At 62.6% G+C, this 19,059-nt stretch carries 16 protein-coding genes; 8 read left to right on the forward strand and 8 right to left on the reverse strand.

Annotated features, from left to right (window positions below; translation table 11 throughout):
- Nucleotides 1-22: 22 nt before the first annotated feature.
- On the reverse strand, nucleotides 23-238 hold the full coding sequence (locus tag JJB74_RS26755) for a hypothetical protein (protein ID WP_200597274.1): 216 nt from the start codon (nucleotides 236-238) through the stop codon (nucleotides 23-25).
- A 355-nt stretch (nucleotides 239-593) separates the two neighbouring features.
- Between JJB74_RS26755 and JJB74_RS26760 the strand changes: the two genes are divergently transcribed.
- Both JJB74_RS26760 and JJB74_RS26765 read left to right on the forward strand, forming a co-directional pair.
- Nucleotides 594-2,852, forward strand: a complete 2,259-nt coding sequence (locus JJB74_RS26760; RefSeq protein WP_200597275.1) for an ATP-binding protein — start codon at nucleotides 594-596, stop codon at nucleotides 2,850-2,852.
- Between the two features lie 21 nt (nucleotides 2,853-2,873).
- The gene (locus tag JJB74_RS26765) at nucleotides 2,874-3,329 is read left to right on the forward strand and encodes a response regulator (protein WP_200597277.1); all 456 of its coding nucleotides are present in this window, start codon (nucleotides 2,874-2,876) and stop codon (nucleotides 3,327-3,329) included.
- A gap of 100 nt (nucleotides 3,330-3,429) precedes the next feature.
- On the opposite strand, the gene JJB74_RS26770 is transcribed toward JJB74_RS26765, so the two are convergent.
- From JJB74_RS26770 to JJB74_RS26785, 4 genes are all read right to left on the reverse strand, one after another.
- Complete coding sequence (locus JJB74_RS26770; protein ID WP_200597279.1) at nucleotides 3,430-3,852, reverse strand: type II toxin-antitoxin system VapC family toxin; 423 nt, start codon at nucleotides 3,850-3,852, stop codon at nucleotides 3,430-3,432.
- Nucleotides 3,852-4,097, reverse strand: coding sequence for an AbrB/MazE/SpoVT family DNA-binding domain-containing protein (locus JJB74_RS26775; protein ID WP_200597281.1), 246 nt, complete (start codon nucleotides 4,095-4,097; stop codon nucleotides 3,852-3,854). The genes JJB74_RS26770 and JJB74_RS26775 overlap by 1 nt, the downstream gene beginning before the upstream one ends.
- A gap of 66 nt (nucleotides 4,098-4,163) precedes the next feature.
- Complete coding sequence (gene proC / locus JJB74_RS26780; RefSeq protein ID WP_200597283.1) at nucleotides 4,164-4,988, reverse strand: pyrroline-5-carboxylate reductase; 825 nt, start codon at nucleotides 4,986-4,988, stop codon at nucleotides 4,164-4,166.
- The gene (locus tag JJB74_RS26785) at nucleotides 4,978-5,682 is read right to left on the reverse strand and encodes a YggS family pyridoxal phosphate-dependent enzyme (protein WP_200597284.1); all 705 of its coding nucleotides are present in this window, start codon (nucleotides 5,680-5,682) and stop codon (nucleotides 4,978-4,980) included. The genes proC and JJB74_RS26785 overlap by 11 nt, the downstream gene beginning before the upstream one ends.
- A gap of 108 nt (nucleotides 5,683-5,790) precedes the next feature.
- On the opposite strand from JJB74_RS26785, the gene JJB74_RS26790 reads away from it, so the two are divergent.
- The 6 genes from JJB74_RS26790 (at nucleotide 5,791) to JJB74_RS26815 (ending at nucleotide 15,109) form a co-directional block, all read left to right on the forward strand.
- The gene (locus tag JJB74_RS26790; protein WP_200597286.1) at nucleotides 5,791-6,834 is read left to right on the forward strand and encodes a type IV pilus twitching motility protein PilT; all 1,044 of its coding nucleotides are present in this window, start codon (nucleotides 5,791-5,793) and stop codon (nucleotides 6,832-6,834) included.
- A 24-nt stretch (nucleotides 6,835-6,858) separates the two neighbouring features.
- Nucleotides 6,859-7,995, forward strand: coding sequence for a PilT/PilU family type 4a pilus ATPase (locus JJB74_RS26795; RefSeq protein WP_200597288.1), 1,137 nt, complete (start codon nucleotides 6,859-6,861; stop codon nucleotides 7,993-7,995).
- A 190-nt stretch (nucleotides 7,996-8,185) separates the two neighbouring features.
- The gene (locus tag JJB74_RS26800) at nucleotides 8,186-10,252 is read left to right on the forward strand and encodes a hypothetical protein (RefSeq protein ID WP_200597289.1); all 2,067 of its coding nucleotides are present in this window, start codon (nucleotides 8,186-8,188) and stop codon (nucleotides 10,250-10,252) included.
- A gap of 237 nt (nucleotides 10,253-10,489) precedes the next feature.
- Nucleotides 10,490-10,960, forward strand: coding sequence for a CesT family type III secretion system chaperone (locus tag JJB74_RS26805; protein WP_200597291.1), 471 nt, complete (start codon nucleotides 10,490-10,492; stop codon nucleotides 10,958-10,960).
- A 10-nt stretch (nucleotides 10,961-10,970) separates the two neighbouring features.
- A complete protein-coding gene (locus JJB74_RS26810) occupies nucleotides 10,971-12,827 on the forward strand; it encodes a hypothetical protein (RefSeq protein WP_200597293.1) in 1,857 nt (618 codons plus the stop codon).
- Between the two features lie 284 nt (nucleotides 12,828-13,111).
- On the forward strand, nucleotides 13,112-15,109 hold the full coding sequence (locus JJB74_RS26815; protein WP_200597295.1) for a hypothetical protein: 1,998 nt from the start codon (nucleotides 13,112-13,114) through the stop codon (nucleotides 15,107-15,109).
- Nucleotides 15,110-15,171: 62 nt separating this feature from the next.
- Here the strand turns inward: JJB74_RS26815 and glcF are convergent, their stop codons facing one another.
- The 3 genes from glcF to JJB74_RS26830 are packed head-to-tail and all read right to left on the reverse strand — an operon-like array spanning nucleotide 15,172 to nucleotide 18,990.
- Nucleotides 15,172-16,416 carry a glycolate oxidase subunit GlcF gene (gene glcF / locus JJB74_RS26820; protein WP_200597297.1) on the reverse strand — a complete coding sequence of 415 codons (1,245 nt, stop codon included), beginning with the start codon at nucleotides 16,414-16,416 and terminating at the stop codon, nucleotides 15,172-15,174.
- Between the two features lies 1 nt (nucleotide 16,417).
- A complete protein-coding gene (glcE, locus tag JJB74_RS26825; RefSeq protein WP_200597298.1) occupies nucleotides 16,418-17,476 on the reverse strand; it encodes a glycolate oxidase subunit GlcE in 1,059 nt (352 codons plus the stop codon).
- Nucleotides 17,477-17,502: 26 nt separating this feature from the next.
- Entirely contained in the window at nucleotides 17,503-18,990 is a 1,488-nt protein-coding gene (locus JJB74_RS26830) for an FAD-linked oxidase C-terminal domain-containing protein (protein ID WP_200597300.1), read from the reverse strand.
- Nucleotides 18,991-19,059 lie beyond the last annotated feature (69 nt).

Consider the following 19,059-nt stretch of genomic DNA (forward strand, 5'->3'; position numbering starts at 1 on the left):
CGCGAGGTTCCAGGCGTAGTGCTCACTGCTGCTGCAGGGGTGCGAGCTGTGCCAGGCAAAGCTGCGTTTCCAGCAGGCGCAGCGTCGTATCCGGGGACTCGCCGGCGCAAAGCTTGATATCGGCGCGGATCAGGCTTTGTTCGAGCAGCGATGCCAATTCCGACTTAGACCAGCTCCAATTCCCAGTTCCAGTTGGTTGCCGCAATGGTTGACGCTCCGGCATTGCGGCGATGCGCACGTGACCCTGCACTCGGCATCGATTCGCTCTTGCAGCAAGCGGATGGGCGTATCGGGCTTGCCCTCGGGAGTGAGGCTCACCGCTTCCCGGCTTTGTAACGACGCGTCGAAGCGCATTCAAGCTGCCGAACAATCGTTTGAGCCATCGACGAACGGCCTCGCAGGGGATCATGCCGTTCCGGCCAGCGCATCCGATCCGTAGCCGGCCCATCCGCTGGTCTGTATCCGGAAGTACATTCCCCGGCGCCTGACTGTTACAACGGCGTCAAGCAAAATTTGCGAGAATACGGCGCATCCATTTCACCCCGCAGCGGCCGCCGCGCCGATCCGCCTCCACCGCAGACCAGCCTGTCCCCATGATTCTTCCCGCTTCGACAGACAAGCATGCCGACTATCCCGATCTCACCCAGTGCGACCGGGAGCCGATCCACATCCCCGGCGCGATACAGCCGCATGGCTTTCTGCTGTCGATTTCCGAGGACGACCTCGCCATACGCCAGGCGAGCGCGAACGTGGACGCATTGCTCGGACGGCAGCCGCAGTCCCTGCTCGGCCACCGCCTTGGCGAACTGATCGGCGAGGCCAATGCCGGTGTCGTCGCGGCGGCGCTGGCCGGCGATGCGGTGCAGGCGCAGCCAATTTATGCCGGCGCGGTGGACATCGGCGAGGCCGGCTGCTTCGATGCGATCGCGCATCGCATCGGCAATGCCACGATGGTGGAGTTCGAGCCGGCGCCCAGAAGCCACAGCGCCGACTTCCGCCTGCTGTACTCGCTGCTCGGCCGCTTCCTGAAGACCGTGGCGCATGTCGATTCGATCGATGCCATCAGCGAGTACGCGGTGCGCACGATTCGCGAGGTGACCGGCTTCGGCCGCGTCTTTCTGTATGTCTTCGATCACAACGACGATTCGCAGGTGATCGCCGAGACGCTGGAGCCCGGTTATCCGTCCTACATCGGCCAGCGCTTTCCGGCCTCGGACATTCCGGCGCAGGCGCGGCGGCTGTACGTGGACAACCCGGTGCGCCTGATCGCGGATGCGCATTACCGGCCCGCGCCGCTGGTGCCGGCGCAGGACCCGGCCACCGGCAAGCCGACCGATCTGTCCTATGCCGGCCTGCGCGCGGTGTCGCCGGTGCATGTGCAGTACATGAAAAACATGGGCACCATCGCGTCGATGTCGATTTCGCTGGTGATCAAGGGACGGCTGTGGGGCATGATCTCCTGCCACCATGCGAGCGCGAAGTTCGTGCCCTTCGAAGTGCGCTCCGCCTGCGAGCAGCTTGGGCAGATCCTTTCCTTGCGCATCGAATCGATCATCGAGGGCAAGGAATATGCATATCGCCTGGCGCTGCGCAGCAAGCTGGTGTCACTGCTCGCGGTGCTGAGCCGGGGCGATGAATTCGTCGCCAGCATGCGAAACGCGTCGCCGGACCTGCTGCGGCTGATGAATGCCTCGGGCGCGGCGCTGGTCTTCGAAGGCCAGACCATCCTGTTCGGCGATACGCCGAGCGAAACGCAGGTCGGCGCGCTGGTGGAATGGCTGGGCATGCATGCCGGCGGCGACTTGGTGCACAGCAATGCGCTGTCGCGCGAATTTCCCCCCGCTGCCCAATACGCCGCCTGTGCCAGCGGCATGCTGGCGGTATCGATATCGGGAAATTACCGGCATTACGTGATCTGGTTTCGGCCCGAGGTGGTGCAGGAAGTCGAATGGGCCGGCAACCCGGCGCACAAGGCGCTGCAGGGCAATGCCGCGCAGCCGCTGACGCCGCGCAAGAGTTTCGAAAGCTGGCGCGAGACGGTGCGCGGCACCGCCGACCCGTGGCATCAGAGCGAACTCGAGGCGGCGCTGGAATTCCGCGGCGCGATTCTCAGCATCGTGCTGGCGCGCGCCGAGGAAATGGCGGGCCTGGCCGATGAACTCGGTCGCGCCAACAAGGAGCTGGAATCGTTTTCGTATTCGGTGTCGCATGATCTGCGCGCGCCGCTGCGGCACATCGTCGGCTATACCGACCTGCTGGTCGAGTTTGAGGGACCGAACCTGAATGACCGGGGGAACCGGTATCTGAAGAACATCGGCGAGGCGGCGCGCTTTGCCGGCAAGCTGGTGGACGATCTGCTGTCGTTCTCGCAGATGGGCCGCTCGGCGCTGCATCCGATGACGACTGACATGAACCAGGTGGTGCGCTCCGCGGTGAAGCGCGCTGCCCAGGATGCCGGCGATCGCCGCATCGACTGGCATATCGGCAGCCTGCCGACGATACAGTGCGACCCGACCTTCATGGAACTGGCCGTCTTCAACCTGGTATCGAATGCCGTAAAATACAGCCGCGTTCGCACCCCCGCCGTCATTACCATCTCCTCCGAACAAACCGAAGACGAGCACATCTTCCATGTGCGCGACAACGGCGTTGGCTTCTCGATGGAATATGCGCACAAGCTGTTTGCGGTATTCCAGCGCTTGCATCGGATGGAAGAATTCGAAGGCACCGGCATCGGGCTTGCCAATGTGCGCCGCATCGTCGAGCGCCACGGCGGCCGCGCCTGGGCCGAAGGCGTGCCGGGCGAAGGCGCAGTGTTTTCCTTCGCCATCCCCAAGAAACTACCCACCTGAATCTCTTAGTCAAGGCGCACGATGCTCAAACCGATATTGCTGGTCGAGGACAATCCGAAGGACCTCGAACTGACACTGATTGCGCTGGAACGCAGCCAGCTGGCCAATGAAGTGATCGTGGTCGAGGACGGCGCCGAGGCGCTGGACTATCTGTATCGCCGCGGCGATTATGCGCACCGGCCCGAAGGCAAGCCGGCGGTGGTGCTGCTGGACTTAAAGCTGCCGAAGATCGACGGCCTGGAAGTGTTGAAGGAGATTCGCGAATGCGAGGAGCTGCGCAGCCTGCCGGTGGTGATGCTGACCTCCAGCAAGGAAGAGCAGGACGTCATCCGCAGCTATCAGCTGGGTGTGAATGCCTATGTGGTCAAGCCGGTGGAGTTTCGCGACTTCATGAAGGCGATCGCCGATCTGGGGATGTTCTGGGCGGTGTTGAATGAGCCGCCGCCGGGGCATACGAAGGTGTTGCGCAGGAAGTGAGGCGGGTGCCGGCTCGTAGGTTGGGCTGACGAAGGAAGCCCAACGTGCTCGCGGTTCGCAGGTGCCCGATGTTGGGCTTGGCAGCCCAACCTGCGCATAGCTATAGCTTTATCAGCTTTAACTTCATTTGCACGGCATTTTTTGCCAAAACGGTATCCAGGGTCGCCATGCTTGATGCGCTGGCATCCAGCGCAGCTGCCAGATGCAGGGCGTCACCCGAGCGCAGGCCGCTGTCCGCTTGCAGTGTGAGCATGGCGGCACGGTGAAAGGTAGCGGGATCGATGGGAAACAGCTGCAAATCGTGAGAGCACAAACGCTCGAATTGCTGCCAGCCATTTTGTGCTTGGGCCGATGTGATCTGGCCGGTGCGCTGCTTGATTCCAAGCGCGCTTGCGAATTCCGTCACGCACCACATCGCCGAAATCAGTTCATCGCTGCAGCGGCCATACCAGCGCGCCACATCGGAGCTCTTCGGCTCGTTGGTGCATAGCGCGACCAACACGCTGGTATCGACGTAAATCATCAGTAGCGCGCGCCGCGGCGCAATTCCTCCATCACCGACTCGCCGAGCGCCATCTCTTCGCGCGCGGCATCCAATTGGCGAGCAAAGGCTTTACGGTCCCAGGCCGCATGGCGCAGGCAAAGTCCGCCATCCACCGTGAGGCTCGCCTGAAGCTGATCGCCATCGTTCAGGCCGAATCGACGCACCAAGTCCGCCGGAATACGCACTGCCAGGCTGTTACCCCATTTTGCGACTTGCAAGTTCATGGCTTAATGTATATCCATTAACGTAGATACAGGCGATTATAGCGGCCAAGCGACGGGAGCAACTGCTCAATCCTTCCCGAACTCCTCCCCCAGCTCCCTGCCCCGCGCCGCCGCCGCATGCATTGCCTTCACGATCGCCTCCTTCACACCGCTCGCGTCCATCGAAGTCAGCGCCGCATAGGTGGTGCCGCCCTTGGAGGTCACGCGCTCGCGCAACACCGAGACTGGCTCGTCCGATTGCGCCGCAAGCTCGGCCGCGCCGGTGAAGGTGGCGATCGCAAGCCGGCGGCCCTGCTCAGCCGACAGCCCCATCTCGGAAGCCGCCTGCTGCATCGCCTCGATGAAATAGAACACATAGGCCGGGCCGCTGCCCGAGACCGCGGTGACCGGATCGATCAGGGTTTCGTCGTCCAGCCACACGGTGTCGCCGACCGCTTTCAGGATCGCATCGGCCGCATTGCGCTGCTCGCTGGATACGCCCGGCAAGGCCGCCATACCAGTGATGCCGCGGCCGACCAGGGCCGGCGTATTCGGCATCGTGCGCACGATGGCGCCATGCCCGCCGAGCCAGCGCGACAGGTCCGCGCCGCGGATGCCGGCGGCAATCGACAGCACCAGCTGCTTGCCGAGATGCGGCGCAAGCTGCGCCGCGACTTCGCGCATCTGCTGCGGCTTGACCGCCAGCACGATGACGTCGCTGGCGGCGACCTGCGCATCGATCGCATGCGCACTCGACACGCCAAAGCGCTGCGCCAGCCGCGCCAGCGCATCGGCATTGATATCCACCACATGGATGTTGGCGCCTGCGGCAAGCCGGCCGGCCAGGCCGCCGATGAGCGCGGCGGCCATGTTGCCGCCGCCGATGAAGCTGATCTTCATTTCAGTTTGCATAATCCCGTTTTCCAAAAATTGCGGTGCCGATACGCACCATGGTCGCGCCTTCGGCGATCGCGGCCGCCATGTCGGCCGACATGCCCATGGACAGCGTGTCGATGGCGATGCCTTGCGCGCGCAGCGCCTCGGCCAGTTCGCGCAGCTGCCGGAATGGCGCGCGCTGCGCCGCCTCATCCTCGGCCGGCTCGGGAATGGCCATCAGGCCGCGCAGCTTCAGTCCTGGCAGGAGCGCCACCTGCTGCGCGAGCGCAGGGACTTCCTCCGGCGTCGCGCCGCTCTTGCTGGCTTCGCCGCTGATGTTGACCTGCAGGCAGATGTTCAATGGCGGCAGGTGCGAAGGACGCTGGTCGGACAGCCGCTGCGCGATCTTGAAGCGGTCCACCGAATGCACCCAGGCGAAGTGCTCGGCGATCAGGCGGGTCTTGTTGCTCTGGATCGGGCCGATGAAATGCCATTCGGGCTGCAGCTCGGGCGCGATGCGACCGAGTTCGGCCATCTTGTCCAGCGCTTCCTGCAGATAGTTTTCGCCGAAGGCGGTCTGGCCAGCGGCCATTGCCTCGATCACTGCGTCCGCACCGAAGGTCTTCGATACCGCCAGCAGCCTGATTTCCCGCGGCTCGCGCCCGGCATTTCGCGCCGCAGCAACGATGGCGCGCGCAACAGCTTGCAAGTTCTCTGCGATTGACGACATAATTTGATGTCTTACGGAAACATTTTTACGGTTTCCCGTCTCACTCCCGGCCGATGCGGCCCGGCGATACTTTCCCAACTCTCATGCCTTGCGGGCCAGCGATTATAAATGGACATCTCCGAACTCCTAGCCTTTGCCGTCAAGAACAAGGCTTCCGATCTGCATCTCTCCGCCGGCCTGCCGCCGATGATCCGCGTGCATGGCGATGTGCGCCGCATCAACCTGCCGCCGATGGACCATGCCGAAGTGCACGGCATGATCTACGACATCATGAACGACGGCCAGCGCAAGGCGTATGAAGAAAACCTGGAATGCGATTTTTCGTTCGCGATTCCGGGCCTGGCGCGCTTCCGTGTGAACGCCTATAACCAGGACCGCGGCGCGGCCGCCGTGCTGCGCACGATTCCGTCGAAGATCCTGAGCCTGGAGCAGTTGAACGCGCCGAAGATCTTCGCCGAGCTGGCCTTGAAGCCGCGCGGCCTGGTGCTGGTGACCGGCCCGACCGGCTCGGGCAAGTCGACCACGCTGGCGGCGATGGTCAACCATGTCAATGAAAACGAATACGCGCACATCCTGACCATCGAGGATCCGATCGAATTCGTGCACGAGTCGCGCAAATGCCTGATCAATCAGCGCGAAGTCGGTCCGCACACCCATTCCTTCTCGAATGCGCTGCGCTCGGCGCTGCGCGAAGACCCGGACGTGATCCTGGTGGGCGAATTGCGCGACCTGGAAACGATACGCCTGGCGCTGTCCGCAGCCGAGACCGGCCACCTGGTGTTCGGCACGCTGCATACCTCCTCTGCGGCCAAGACCGTGGACCGCATCATCGATGTCTTCCCGGGCGATGAAAAGGAAATGGTGCGCGCGATGCTGTCGGAATCCTTGCAGGCGGTGATTTCGCAGTCGCTGTTGAAGACCAAGGATGGTTTGGGCCGTGTCGCAGCGCACGAGATCATGCTCGGCACGCCAGCGATCCGCAACCTGATCCGCGAAGCGAAGATCGCGCAGATGTATTCGGCAATCCAGACCGGCGCCAATCTCGGCATGCAAACGCTGGACAGCAATCTGGCCGACCTGGTCAGGCGCAATGTGATTTCCGCCGCTGCCGCGCGCGCCGCGGCGAAGATGCCGGAAAACTTCCCGGGCTAAGGTCCGCAACAAGGAGAAGACGCGATGGAACGCGAACAGGCAACCCGCTTCATGCATGACCTCTTGCGGCTGATGCTCGGCCGGAACGGCTCGGACCTGTTCATCACGGCAGGCTTTCCGCCGGCCTTCAAGATCGACGGCAAGATGACGCCGGTATCAAACCAGCCGCTGTCGCCCGCGCATACGGCGGAGCTGGCGCGGGCGATCATGAACGACAAGCAGGCCGCCGAATTCGAAGGCACGAAGGAATGCAATTTCGCGATCAGCCCGGCTGGTCTCGGGCGCTTTCGCGTATCGGCCTTCATTCAACAGGGCCGGGTCGGCATGGTGCTGCGGGTAATCACCACCGACATTCCCCGCTTCGAAGACCTCGGCCTGCCGCCGGCGCTGAAGGACGTCGTGATGACCAAGCGCGGCCTGGCGATCATGGTCGGCGCGACTGGCTCGGGAAAATCGACCACGCTGGCGGCGATGATCGGTTACCGCAACGAGAACAGCTACGGACACATCATCACCGTCGAGGACCCGGTCGAATATGTGCATCCGCACCGCAACTGCATCATCACCCAGCGCGAGATCGGCGTGGACACCGCCGACTGGGGCACGGCGCTGAAGAACACGCTGCGCCAGGCGCCGGATGTCATTCTGATCGGCGAGATCCGTGACCGCGAATCGATGGATTATGCGATTGCCTTCGCCGAGACCGGCCACCTGTGCCTGGCGACGATGCATGCCAACAATGCAAACCAGGCGCTGGACCGCATCATCAACTTCTTCCCCGAAGAGCGGCGCGCGCAGTTGCTGATGGACTTGTCGCTGAACCTGAAGGCGATGATCTCGCAGCGGCTCATCCCGCTGAAGGACATCAAGGGCCGCTGCGCCGCAGTCGAGATCATGATCAACTCGCCGCTGATCTCGGATCTGATCTTCAAGGGCAATGTGCATGAGATCAAGGAGATCATGAAGAAGTCGCGCGAGCTCGGCATGCAGACCTTCGACCAGGCGCTGTTCGACCTGTATGAAGCCGGCCGCATCAGCTATGAAGATGCTCTGCGCAACGCCGATTCGGTCAACGACCTGCGCCTGGCCATCAAGCTCAACGGCAAGGAAGCCAAGGAACGCGACCTGTCTTCGGGCACCGAACACCTCGGCATCGTTTGATGCATGCGGCGGCCGCGCGCCGCCGTTTCCTTTCCCGCCCCTGAGATGGCACAAGTTGAGGCTTGCACTATCTCAATCCCACCCCTCTTTCCTCGCCGCATGCTGCGCTTCGCGCATCGGGCACGTCCCTGCGCCAACCCGGCCGACTTCCACGACACGCCGGCATGTACGACTACAGAGGAGAGAAAACATGGCAGATGCTGCCAGCAAAGCAAGCGCCGGGCGCCCGTATCGTCCGAAATTCCAACACCTGGCGAAGGAAAAACCCACAAAGGTGCCGCCTGACGGCTCGGAAAGCAGCACGAGCGAGTCATCGGTGAATCTGCAGGCCATTCATGCGCAGCATGTGGCCAACGCCGATGACATTGATTGGGAAGCCCATCCGCGCCTGGAGCGCGTGATGCGCAAGCTGTTCACCAGACTCGCGGATACCACCGAAACCTTGGAGGACATGAAGGAGAAACTGAGCAAGGCCAAGTCGACAGGTGGCCCGAACACGCTGCACGCACAGCTCTACGCGGATCAGGTGGTGAAGCTGTCGGCCGACCGACGCCGCATGCAGCAGGAAGTCGCCGCGATCATGACGCTGGCCGACCCGGACGTTACGGGAACCATCCTGGACCGGGTCAAATCGGAAGACACGCGCGAAGCCGAGAATGACTTCAACACCGTGTGGAAGGATTACCAGCGCACGCAGAAGGCGAGCTGGGCCAAATACGGCTGGACGCTGGCGTCGGGCACCTGCGCCTATGCCATTCCCTTCGGCACCGGAACCATGCTGTCCCGCGGCCTGGGCATACCCTGGCTGGTGGCGCCGGTCGCCGGAGCAATGCATACGCTGTTCGAACCCTTCTGGACAGCGATACGGTCGGTGACCTGGACCAACCCGTCGGCCGAAGGCGCGCTGCAACGGCAACGCGTACGCGCGCGCGACGTCGGAGACATGTTCCGGCAATGCGCAGGCATGGAGCCGAAACTGAAGTTCATCATCCCGGATCCGGATGGCGGAGAGCCGGAAGTGGTGAGCGCGCATGAGTTCCTGCGGCGCGGTAACGACTGGGCGGAATGGGCCGAGAAACATGGCTGTTCGCCTGAGGCCGATCGATGCGGTTTTTTGAACTGGATCGACAAGGTGGCCTGGGTGCAATGGGCGGACAAGATGCTGACCGACGACATGCCATTCTTCGTGTTTACCGTTTTCTACAGCGCCAAGAACAGTGTCGTCGAATTCATGGGCATGGACTTCTACAACCAGCTCGGCCCGGAGCGGCCGATGTACAACGATACGCAGCACAATATCTGGGTCATACCTCCTAACCCGGTCTACAACGGCAAGGTCACGGGCGCGGACCTTGGCCTGCAGTTCGTTGCCGGCATGTTGTCCGGCGCGTTCGCGATGCTGATCTCGCAGGGCCTGCGGCGGTGGCTCGCTTCCCGCACCAATGGGCGGGAAGTCGTCACGAAAAGCCTGCATGTATGGGAGCTGGAAGCGCGCTTTCTGCGTTCGTACATCGATGATATCGATAAGGAACTGAACAAGAATAAGACTGCCACGCCGCGCAGCAAGTATCTGCACAAGGACAAATACCTGCTCGAACAAAAGCGCAAGGAACTCGTGACGCAGCTGGCGACCGCCCAGGCCAAGACTGGCATCCTCAGCGGTTTCTGGTACGACCTGAACGTCATGTGGCAAGGCAAGCGCCGCGCGGTCGCCACCGGGCCGGACATTTCCGGCAAGCGGCTCGATACGCTGTGCAGCATGGCCGGACGCATCACCAGCCTGGCCTGCGGCGTGGGGATATCCTATCTGGCGGCGCCCTACCAGCGACTCACCGGCGCCCGAATCGATCCGGTTGGCCGGGTGCTGCGGCACATCGCGCAGCCGCTCGCGCTGGTCGCCTGGCCCGGCTTCAATTCGCGGCTTGAATGGCAAGGCGCATATCGCGTGGCCTTCGGCGCGCTCAAGGGTATGTACAGCGCCATGGCTGCCTGCTGCTGCGCAGCGGAGGATGACGACGACGCGTACGACGATGACGATGAAGGCGCAGAAGACCATGTCACCACGGTTCCGCGGACAACTGCCAGGCGCAATCTCTTCCCCGGCGAAAACGGCCAGCCATCCAACTCATCCGATAGCCGGGCGACAGACAGTCCGTTTAACGACACGCATCACGATGAGCGCACGCGGATGGTCAAAAGCGCAAGCCGTGCCGCTAACCCGTCCCGGCTCATCGATGCGGACGACAGCGAAAGCTGAGGTGCGGCGGGAAGAATCGCCCAGGAACTGACCACAGGCCCGCGTTACTCAGGCTGGCGATCAGATTTTGGGCGTGCAATGCGGTCCGGTTGCATGCGTCCCGTATCAGGTCTGATCGCCTTCATTTCGTCTTTTCGCCCGCAACGCAACGAGTCTGGCGGGCGAAGGATATTCCTCGCTGTTGTTATTGCCCGGCTCGTCCGCTTCGGTGGGCCGTGGCTTCTCCACCGACCACCGATGACGGAAACCGAATTCAAGAACCTGTGCCGACAGTTGTCGCAGTCCCTCGGCCAGGCCGATTGCGAGTCGCTCGGCACCAGCGGGCGCGTACAGATCGACGGCATCGATCTCGCGCTTTTCTTCGATGAGCAGGACAGCCCGGACGTGCTCTACTGCTATGTCGACATGGGGCCGATTCCCGAAGAATCGCGCCTTTCCGCCTGGGAGCAGCTGCTGGTGATGAACCTGCTTTCCGGCGCCAAGACCAATGGCGTCTACTCGCTGGATCCGGCCAGTGGCCATGGCTTGTTCGTCGTGCATTTCATGCTGCCGGAGAAAATCGAGCCGGAAACCTTGGCTGCGGCATTCCGCATCTATGCACAGCAGGCCAAGGCATTCCAGGCGTCGCTGCAGGAAGACGCGGACGGTGGTGGCATGGCAGGCGCGGCGGTGAGCGAGCGTGCGCAGTTCTTCAACGGTATGGCGTAAGGAGCGGATCGTGGATGCTTCTCCAGTCGGATCTCCGGTCAAACGGCGCCACGGCGCATCGCCAGACGGGTATGCGAGTCGTGCCAATGCGGATTCATCGACCGAAACGCGCAAGCGCGGGGCCGATGAAACCAACGGTAAAACCTCCCCGTATCACAAGGCCAAGTTCAAAACGCCGAGCCGCACGCCACTCATCGACATGGAGCGCGCGGACCCGAGCATGCATGCGCCATTCGCTGAGGGCATGCGTGATCCGCTGTCAATCAAGCGGCTGAAGAAGCTGAAAACGGTTTTCCATTTCGGCAATGAGCAGGCAAGCAAGGAGCTCGCGCGCACGACGCAAGAGCTCGACACGCTGTCAGAGCGCCTGCTGCACCTGGAACAGGAACTCAAGCGCAAAGCCCCGAAGAGCATGTCAAGCAAAGGAACGAGGGAGTTTCTGCTGGAGGATGTCGATGACGACCCTCTGGAAGTGACGGCACTCAAGAAAGCGATAGCAACACTCGGGGACGAGATCGAAACGACGCAGGCGAAGCTGGAATCCATTCAAGCCCGACTCGACCGTCACGCCGAAATGAGCGACCCGGCCATCCTGCTGGACTCGGTGCATACGAACGAGACGATGGCCAAATGGCATGCCTTTGTTCAGGCCTGGAATGCCGAGCAGGATTACTACCTCAAGCCGGGAGAAGCGGGCCGCGTCACCAAGCATCTATGGACACTGGCTTCCGGCCTCGGCGGCTACTGGCTCTGCTTCGGCCCGGGCACCGTGGTTGGAACACTGTATGGACCAGCGGCCGGCGCGGCGCTGACCGCGCTGACCGGTGCGCCCCTGGCCGGCTATGCGGCGGAGCTGCTGCTGGGGCCGCTGGTGTCGACCATATCGTGGACCGTGTGCGAGCCGCTCCTGGCAATGATCCGCGCGACCTCGTGGGGCAATACAACGCTGGAAAGCTACAACGAATACGAACGATTGCGCGCACGCGCATGGCGCGAAGCGATCGATGGCACCAGCGCACTCGAGTGCAACAGAAAGTTTGAATGGCCGGATGCCGCCAGCGGTAAAACGCTGAGGCTGAACGCGGCGGAATACCTGGAAAGGAAAGGAACGAGCCTGAGCGCACTGTATGTAGCGAAGATGGGCGACAGCGATATTCCCTACGGTATTTACGCCATCTCCAATAGCATCCGCAATTGCATGCCCGACATGCTCGGCGAATCGACGCTATACCAGAGCCTGGGCTACAACCTTGGCAGCCGGCTGCTGGCCGGTACCGTCGCCGGCCCGCTCACGGCCGAAGCCATACAGTTGACGCGCGCCTGGCGCGGTACGGGCAAGGAAACGGTGACGATGTCCCGCGCTACCTGGCATTTGCTCGCCGGCTATCTGGAATCGCTGCGCAATAACTGCGATGACAGGATTTCCAAGGAAAAGGAACCGATGCGCAAGGAGCGCCTGCAGCAGGTGCGCGACGCGGTGCTGGCAATGCTGTACAAGGCGCGGCAAAAGTCCGGGGGCTTCTCATCGATTTCCTATGAACTGGAAACGCTCTGGCAGAAAAAGCGCGAAGCGGTCGGCGTGGACGTCGAAGCGCCGGGCAAGCGGCTCAACACGATTGCCACTGCCATCGGCAAGTTCACATCCCAGGTGCCGGGCGCTCTGGCTGCCGGGCTGGCAAAGCCTTTCATCGCCTCGGGCGCGTTGGCATGGCGTACTGCGGCAAGCATCGCCGCGCCAAGCGCACAAATCTATGCAGGCTTCATCTTTCGAAGGGAAGCGGAGTTCGGCGCCCGCGTTGCATTTGGCGCGCTGGCCGGACTGCGCAATCGCATTCTCCGCTGCTGCCCCAGTGAAGAAGAGCAATGATGTGCGCGCTTTTGGCGCTGCTTTCCCCGCACAGCTCGGGAACGACAATGTAAAAATCGTTACATAGCCGTCGTTCTCATCCGGAACAATTCACTCACCATGTTCAGCCACACCAGGCTGAACAGTTCGCGGCACATCCCACAGCCGATATCTTCGTCACATACGACCCGCCTGCTGACCTTGTCGACGGTGGTCCGTATGGGCGTTTTCCATCCGTACATTTGCCCATGCGGCGTCAGGAGCCATGCCGACGCCGCTGTATGGGCTTTGGCTATAGGTAAATCATGAGACCAACAGGCAATTCAGGCTTTGGCCGCGGCACGCTTGGCGCATTGTCGAACGGCGCTGCCAATGGAATGCAACAAGCCGATGACGCTAACATCGCTGGCTACGACTCAAGCGATGGTCGAGGCGTGCTGACACGGGCACACCTGCAGGCCCACGCCGATGGGCTGCGCCCGGATACGTTTCACGCCGATGCCAGCGCGCTTGAGCAATTGTCGGACGATCAGCTAGTGCGCCTGACCGTCCAGCAATCGATATGGCTCGCTGCACATCGCCGCAGCCTGCAGGCCAATGGTTCGACCATGCCCTCCGACGACACCTTGTGTGAACTGGAAAGGGTCGAGACTATGCTGGGCAAACTGCTCGGCAAGGACGGTGTCGCGCTTCTCAATGAACACTGCGACTTGCTGCTGGCCTCGGCCGAGCTCGATGCCTATTGCGCAGCGAAACTGGAGCTTGCGCACCAGCGCATCTGCGGCTTGCCGATCACCAGGAAGGAAGCATGGGATCTCGCGGCCGGAGCCTTTGCATTCACCGGCTGCTTTGGGATAGGCACCTTTTTCGCAAAGTACTACGGCAATCCATGGATATCATTCGGCCTCAATGCATTTACCTGGATGTTGTCCGAGCGGCTGATTCCGTTGATCAGGATGACGACATGGCGAAGCGAAGCGGCGGATGGGATCTATCCGAAGATTGCCCGCGCCTATGTACGGCGCGCCAAATTCGCGCTGGTTCGCAGCTGCGGATACCGGGTCAAGGCACCCAAGATCCACCGACCGGCCGCCAAGGGAGGCGATCGCATGCTGACGCAGAAGCAATATGTGCAGGAGCTGGGTGGCATGAGCGCCAGTACCAAGGCCTGGTTTGCCAAGCTGCGCACGGATGACCTTCCGTACTTTTCCTACAGCGGGCTCTACGGCCTGCGCGGCATCATTTGGGACCTGACCGTGCGCAGCCGCGAGCAACGCAACCTGCCTGGATGGCGCGCACTCAATGCAACAACGCATTGTTTAGCAGGCGTGATGGCTGGTGCGTTGACGATGTACTTCATACAGAAGGCGCGCAAGGCGCAGTGTCGGCAGACACTGCCCGAAAACCAGTACGCGGCCGCGGAAAAACTCACCGAGACGCCAGAAATTCAGCTCCTGAAACTGAAGAAGCTCCGAGCCGAAGTGGCCTTGCTCAAAGCCGAGCAGACCATGCCCATCACTATGGACAGGCATATCGACATCGAAGAAAAGCTCAAGTTCAAGCAAATGCAGATCCTGAATACGCAAGCGCGCTGTACCTTGAAAGGATGGCTCGGGGAAGAGGCAAGCGCCGGCTTCCAGACGAGTTGGACGAAGGGTTTCACGGATCAGCAATTCTTTGGCGAAGTGCCCGGCAAGCGATTCGATACCATTGCCGGCCTGCTCGGCAAGTACAGCTGCCTGCTGGTCTACATGCTGCTGATCACGCAGATTTCCTGGTTCACGATCGATACGGAGGATGACAGCACGCTAGAAATCGTGCTGAAGAATCTCGTCTCCAATCTGCTTCTGATCGCGATGCCGAACTTCATGCTCCGTACCGAGTGGACGACCCTTCATCTCTTCCTGTTGGGGATGATCGATTTGCTGACGCAGCCAGCGCGGGAATTCATCGGTTGCGGAAGCTATGTGCACCATGAGGACAACGAGCGCTTTATCGTCTCGGACCATGAAACGCGGGCGAAGCTACGGTCGCAGGCTTCCATGAGATCGCTCTCCGCAGGAGACCTTCCGCGCGTCGAAGAGGTAAATGACGAGGAGGAAGCACTCTCTCCGACGCCGACCTCAACCAATTCCCGCTTTGCACCGGTGTCATTGAAAGGCAGGACCAACTCCCCAGTGCGCAGCGCACCGGAAACGAATAACGAGGGAGACGATGGGACCGGCGTCAGACTGACTTCAGTCGTCATCGATGGCAACGATGACGACGAGGCGCAATCTTCCGAGTCGGAAGTTGAGGTGTAAATAGGAACACGCGCCGGCAATTCTGAATGGGATTGCCGGCGCGTAGCTCAACTGCGCGCGGTTCAGGCCCTGGCTGCCGCGCGCTTCATCAATGCGTCGTCGATCAGCTCGATCCAGTGTTCGACCGGCGTATCCGAACCCGACTGCAGATGCGTGATGCAGCCGATGTTGGCCGACACGATCTTTTCAGCGCCGGTGTCCTTCAGGTTCGAGAGCTTGCGGTCGCGCAGCGTATAGGACAGGTCCGGATGCAGCACCGAGTAGGTGCCGGCCGAGCCGCAGCACAGGTGGCTGTCATGGCACAGCCGCACATCGACGCCAACCGCGCGCAACAGGCCTTCGACCTTGCCGCGGATCTTTTGTCCATGCTGCAGCGTGCACGGCGGATGCCAGGCCACCGCTGCGTCGATGCCATCGCCAAGTTTGCCCTTCAGCTCGGCTTCGAAGTCCGGCAGCAGCTCGGACAGGTCACGGCATAGCTCCGAGATGCGGCGGGCCTTCTCGGCATAGGCCGCATCCTGCGCCAGCAGATGGCCGTATTCCTTCACCATCGCGCCACAGCCGGAAGCGTTCATCACGATCGCTTCCGCGCCCGCTTCCACATAAGGCCACCAGGCATCGATGTTGCGGCGCATATCGTCGCGCGCTTCCTCGTGGTCGTTCAGGTGATGACGGATCGCGCCGCAGCAGCCGGCGCGAGCAGCGGTGACGATCTGCACGCCAAGCGCATCGAACACGCGCGCGGTAGCGGCATTGATGTTCGGCGACATCGACGGCTGCACGCAGCCTTCGAGCATCAGCATCTTGCGCGCATGGCTGCGGCGCGGCCAGGCGCCGGCCGGGCGCGGCGCGGGCACCTTGTTCTGCAGGCCGCGCGGCAGGAACGGGCGCAACATCTGGCCGGCCTTCATCGCTGGCGAGAACAGCCAGCGCCGCGGCAGCGCTTCCTTCAGCGCATTGCGCTTCATGCGGTCCGCGCCTTCGCGCGGCACCTGGTCCTCGACGATCTTGCGGCCGATGTCGACCAGGCGGCCGTACTGCACGCCGGACGGGCAGGTGGTTTCGCAATTGCGGCAGGTCAGGCAGCGGTCCAGATGCAGCTGGGTCTTGCGGGTGGCGGGCTTGCCTTCCAGGACCTGCTTCATCAGGTAAATGCGGCCGCGCGGGCCATCGAGCTCGTCACCGAGCAATTGATAGGTTGGGCAGGTCGCAGTGCAGAAGCCGCAATGCACGCAGGCGCGCAGAATCGCATCCGCTTCCTGGCCTTCGGGGGTGTCCTTGATGAAATCGGCGAGATTGGTTTGCATGTCAGTCGTCTTGTAGCATCCGGCCCGGATTGAAGATGCCGGCCGGATCGAAAGCGTTTTTCAGGCGGCGGTGTATGGTTGCCACCGCCGGCTGCAGGGGATGAAATACGTCGTCGCGCGCGCCACCGCGAAACAGCGTCGCATGGCCGCCAGCCTTGGCAGCACTGGTGCGTATCGTTGCGGCATCGGCCGCGTCGGCATGGACCCAGCGCTGTGCGCCACCCCATTCGATCAGGGTCTGGCCGGGCAGCCCCAGGGGCTTGGCCACCGTCGGCACCGACAGGCGCCAAAGCGGCTGGCCATTGCCCGCGGCGAAGAAGGCATGGCGCTGCTCGCGCAGGTCTTGCCACAGCTTCTCGTCATGCGCTTCCTGGCCGCCCATGCGGCTTCGCGCTCCCTTGAGCGCGGCGGCCGCGCCCGACAGGCGCACGGCGAGCATGCCCTCATGCCACACGCTGGCCGAGATTGGCAGTGGCTGGCCGCCCCATTCATTGAGCTTGCGAATGGCGTCGCCTTCGGCAAGGTCGAAGCGCAACGTGGTTTCCTCGAACGGGCGTGGCAGCACCTTCAGCGACACCTCAAGGATCAGCCCGAGCGTGCCCATCGATCCGGCCAACAGGCGCGACACATCGTAGCCGGCGACGTTCTTCATCACCTGGCCGCCGAAATGCAGCACCTCGCCCTTCGCATCCATCAGCACCGCGCCGAGCACGAAGTCGCGCACCGCGCCCACGGCCTGGCGGCTCGGGCCGGACAGCCCTGCTGCGACCATGCCGCCGACGGTCGCGCCCTCACCGAAATGCGGCGGCTCGAAAGCCAGCATCTGGTTCTGCGCGGCGAGCACCGCTTCGACCTCGGTCAGGGGCGTGCCGCTCTTCACCGTAATGACCAGTTCGGTCGGCTCATACGACACCACGCCGCGATACGCACGGGTATCGAGCAGCTCACCGCGCGGCTCACGGCCATACCAGTCCTTGGTGCCGCCGCCACGGATGCGCAGCGGCTTGTCCTTCGTAGCCGCGAGGATGCGCTCGCGGAAATCTTGCAGTTCCTGTTCCATCGTCGTTCTTGTCTTTCCTGGCTCTATCAGAAACGCGGCAGGTCCGCGAAGGGCAGCTTGCCGGCGCGCACATGCATGCGGCCGTATTCCGCGCAGCGGCGCAGCGTCGGTATCGCCTTGTCCGGGTTCAGCAGGCTGAGCGGATCGAAGGCCGACTTCAGCGCCAGGAAGGCATCGAGCTCGGCGCGCGAGAACTGCACGCACATCGAATTGATCTTCTCCATGCCCACGCCATGCTCGCCGGTGATGGTGCCGCCCATCTCGACGCAGAACTCGAGGATCTCGGCGCCGAACTGCTCGGCGCGGTGGAATTCACCCGGGGTGTTGGCATCGAACAGGATCAGCGGATGCAGATTGCCGTCGCCGGCATGGAACACGTTGGCGCAGCGCAGGCCGTACTTTTTTTCCATCTCGGCAATCGCCAGCAGCACCCGCGCCAGGTTCTTGCGAGGGATGGTGCCGTCCATGCAGTAGTAGTCCGGCGAAATGCGGCCAGCGGCCGGGAAAGCGTTCTTGCGCCCGGACCAGAACTTCAGCCGCTCGGCTTCGTTGGTCGACACCGCGATCGCGGTCGCGCCGGAAGCGCGGAACACTTCGGTCATGCGCTCGATTTCTTCATCGACTTCATCGGGCAGGCCATCGGACTCGCACAAGAGGATCGCTTCGGCATCGGTGTCATAGCCGGCATGCACGAAAGGCTCGACCATGCGCGAGCTGGTCTTGTCCATCATTTCCAGGCCGGCCGGGATGATGCCGGCGGCGATGATGTTGGCCACCGCATTGCCGCCCTTCACCACGTCGTCGAAGGACGCCATGATGACCCGCGCCTGCTGCGGCTTCGGGATCAGCCGCACCGTGACTTCGGTGACCACGCCGAGCATGCCTTCGGAACCGATGAAGGCTGCCAGCAGATCGAGGCCCGGCGCATCGAGCGCCTCGCCGCCGAGCTCGACGACCTCGCCCTCGATGGTGACCATGCGGATCTTCAGCACGTTGTGCACTGTCAGGCCGTACTTCAGGCAATGCACGCCGCCGGAATTCTCGGCAACGTTGCCGCCGATGGTGCAGGCGATCTGCGAGGACGGGTCCGGCGCGTAATACAGCTTGTGGACGTTCGCCGCTTCGGAGATTGCCAGGTTGCGCACGCCGGGCTGGACGATGGCGGTGCGCGAATACGGGTCCATCTTCAGGATGCGCGAGAGCTTCGCGGTGGAGAGCACCACGCCTTCGGCGATCGGCATCGCGCCGCCAGACAGGCCGGTGCCGGCGCCGCGCGGCACGATTGGCACCTTCAGGTCGCGGCATACCTTCAGCGCCGCCACCACCTGGTCTTCGGAAGCCGGCAGAGCCACGACCATCGGCAACTGGCGGAATGCCGCCAGGCCATCGCATTCATAGGGACGGGTGTCTTCGGCGTCGAACAGCACGGAGCCGGCGGGCAGCACCGCGCGCAGCGCATCGACGACTTCCCGCTGGCGCGCAGGGGAAAACGCCGCTTCGGTCAAGGCATTCATTGAATGTGTCCTGGGGAGGCCGGCATCGAACGATGTCCAGCTTGTGGCAAAGACCAACAGTGTAGCGAA

It is taken from the genome of Noviherbaspirillum pedocola, from assembly GCF_016632335.1.
Lineage (GTDB): Bacteria > Pseudomonadota > Gammaproteobacteria > Burkholderiales > Burkholderiaceae_D > Noviherbaspirillum_A > Noviherbaspirillum_A pedocola.